Origin of the sequence: Microcoleus sp. BM001215392 (genome assembly GCF_036700185.1) — a bacterium.
Classification (GTDB): Bacteria; Cyanobacteriota; Cyanobacteriia; order Cyanobacteriales; family Microcoleaceae; genus Microcoleus.
Genome location: NZ_JAUBOJ010000591.1, coordinates 1 through 2,908, shown reverse-complemented (window position 1 = coordinate 2,908; position 2,908 = coordinate 1). Strand labels below are relative to the sequence as shown.

2 protein-coding genes are annotated in these 2,908 nt (G+C 48.3%); both read right to left on the bottom strand.

Annotation, left to right across the window (positions count from 1 at the left end; all coding sequences use genetic code 11):
• Positions 1–92: 92 nt before the first annotated feature.
• Entirely contained in the window at positions 93–1,991 is a 1,899-nt protein-coding gene (gene dnaK / locus QT974_RS33070; RefSeq protein WP_333472595.1) for a molecular chaperone DnaK, read from the bottom strand.
• Between the two features lie 551 nt (positions 1,992–2,542).
• A complete protein-coding gene (locus tag QT974_RS33065; protein ID WP_333472594.1) occupies positions 2,543–2,746 on the bottom strand; it encodes a hypothetical protein in 204 nt (67 codons plus the stop codon).
• Positions 2,747–2,908 lie beyond the last annotated feature (162 nt).

Genomic DNA, 2,908 nt, shown 5'->3' with positions numbered 1-2,908 from the left:
GGGACTTTGAGAAGAATCTTGTCCCCCCCTTATTAAGGGGGGCTAGGGGGGATCGAATTCTATGCAGCCTGATAAAAATTGGTATTAGCCTGCTATTTGTTGCCTTCGGTGAAGTCGGCATCAATCACGTCGTCGCCGCCGTCAGTTGGGCCGCCTGTGGGGCCGCCTGCGCTACCGTCAGTTGGGCCGCCTGCTTGTTGGTACAGGTTGCTGCTGACTGCGTAAAATGCTTGCTGCAACTCTGTTGTTAGGGTTTTGATGCGATCGTCATCTTCGCTCTCGATCGCAGCCCGCAAGTCTTTTAGCAATCCTTCAATCTTGGTTTTGTCACCAGCGGGAACTTTATCGCCCAATTCTGCCAACTGCTTCTCGATTTGATAGGCTTGAGAATCGGCTTGGTTTTTGCGATCGATCCGTTCGCGACGTTCTTTGTCAGCAGTCGCATTGGATTCGGCTTCCCGAACCATGCGATCGACTTCATTGCTGGGCAAAGTTGAAGCACCAGTAATGCTAATCGATTGTTCTTTACCAGTACCTTTATCCTTGGCGGCTACATTCAAAATACCGTTAGCATCGATATCGAAAGTAACTTCAATTTGAGGGACGCCACGGGGAGCTGGGGGAACTCCATCTAAGCGGAAAGTTCCTAAATCCTTGTTGTCATTCGCCATTTCCCGTTCGCCTTGCAAAACGTGAATTTCCACGTTTGTTTGACCGTCTACAGCAGTCGAGAAAGTTTCCGACTTCTTAGTAGGAATGGTGGTGTTGCGGGGAATGATTTTGGTCATCACGCCACCCAAGGTTTCCACGCCCAGAGACAGCGGGGTAACGTCGAGCAACAGGATGTCTTTGACTTCGCCTGCGAGCACGCCAGCTTGAATTGCTGCACCGACTGCGACCACTTCATCCGGGTTTACCGTTTGGTTGGGGTCTTTGCCGAGGATTTTTTTGACGAGTTCTTGCACGGCTGGAATGCGTGTAGAACCACCAACTAATACAACTTCGTTAATTGCAGATTTGTCGAGTTTGGCGTCGCGGATTGCATTTTCTACGGGAATGCGAGAGCGATCGATCAAATCAGAACAAAGCTCTTCAAACTTGGCCCGAGTCAAGGTGGTGTCCAAGTGTTTTGGCCCGTCTTGAGTCGCAGTAATAAACGGCAAGTTGATTTCTGCTTGAGTAACGCTCGACAGTTCAATCTTGGCTTTTTCGGCTGCTTCCGTCAGGCGTTGGAGTGCTTGTTTATCTTTGCGGAGGTCAATTCCTTCGGCTCTTTGGAATTCGTTAGCGATGAAATCGACGATTTTTTTGTCGAAGTCGTCACCGCCGAGGTGAGTGTCTCCAGAAGTTGCTAGCACTTCAAATACGCCGTCGCCTACTTCGAGAATCGATACGTCGAAAGTACCGCCACCCAAGTCAAATACGAGGATGATTTCGCTGCTCTTTCTATCTAATCCGTAGGCTAAAGCCGCCGCTGTAGGTTCGTTAATAATCCGCAGAACTTCAATACCGGCAATTTTTCCAGCGTCTTTAGTAGCTTGGCGTTGGGAGTCGTTGAAGTAAGCGGGCACTGTAATTACCGCTTGGGTAACAGTTTCGCCTAGGTATTTGCTGGCATCTTCTACGAGTTTGCGCAACACTTGCGCGGAAATTTCTTCCGGAGCAAATTGCTTGCCGCGGGCGGGACAGTCGAGTTTCAGGCTGTTGCCGACTTTCAGGACTTTGTACGAAACTTCAGTGGTTTCGTGGGTTACTTCGTCAACCCGGCGCCCGATAAACCGTTTTACTGAGTAAAAGGTGTTTTCGGCGTTCATCACGGCTTGACGCTTGGCGATTTGTCCGACGAGTTGATCGCCATTTTTAGCGTATGCTACTACGGAAGGTGTGGTGCGACCCCCTTCGGCGTTGGCTATGACGGTGGGTTTGCCGCCTTCCATAACTGCGACGCAGGAGTTTGTCGTACCTAAGTCAATTCCAACTACTTTTCCCATAGGGGTGTTCCGGCTCCAATCTCTACAAAATTTTGGTTTTCTATCTGTGTGATAGTCTGGTTATTCAGGACTGCGATTCTACCTCGCGGTTTACGGGTAGTCAGTTCTGCTTTAATACAGTCTTCGATAGGGTGCTTATCTCTATACTGCGGGCGGTTAGACCTTGCGATGAAGGGGTGTTTACCGAACCTGTTGGGGGACGGTTGCATCGGTGAGGCTTCTACTGCTACAGCTTTCGACTGCTTTTCTTTACTCTTCCTAATGTACGGCGTGCGATCGATTCGGGCATTGTGGCAAACCGTATATGTTGTGTTGTATTTGCCGTCTTGTGGATATAAATTTGGTTCGTGCCACTTGGGGGCTATTCCTTACCGGATAGCTACGCTACGCGTACTTTTGCCTGCAAAATAGAAGTAAAATTTATCAATTAGAGTCATGAGTTAGACAGCTACCTATGGGCTGCTTGTCTAATTGTACTCATCAGAATAAACAGTGAAAAATCTGTATCTTAATGATTGTTTTATTTAATAATCTGAAAATAATGCGAGCACTCATTCCGACGGTGCTGGTGGGTTTTCCCTGACTGATAGTAAAAAGGCTCGATCGCGATCGCCAAGTGCTGGAGATGTATTATAAGCTGCTGGGCCGTTGATTGTAGCATCTGCTCCGGCAATGAATTCGCCCTGGACAAACGGGTAAGGCCACCAATAGAATCGGGTTTCGGTACTGGTTTCGGTTTCGACGAGCGATCGCATTTTGCTATTTTTCCCGCTACACAAGTTGCTTGACTATTATTATTATTATTGTAGCCAAAAAACGCAGCGACAGGTTTCAACCTGCCGCTATAAAAAACAGTTCGCCTACTGTCAACTGTCAACTGTCAACTGTCAACTGTCAACTGTCAACTGTCAACTGTC

Bases quoted from the DNA above. Each gene is read 5' to 3' on its own strand.
- dnaK (WP_333472595.1), bottom strand. From the start codon at position 1,991: ATGGGAAAAGTAGTTGGAATTGACTTAGGTACGACAAACTCCTGCGTC.
- QT974_RS33065 (WP_333472594.1), bottom strand. From the start codon at position 2,746: ATGCGATCGCTCGTCGAAACCGAAACCAGTACCGAAACCCGATTCTAT.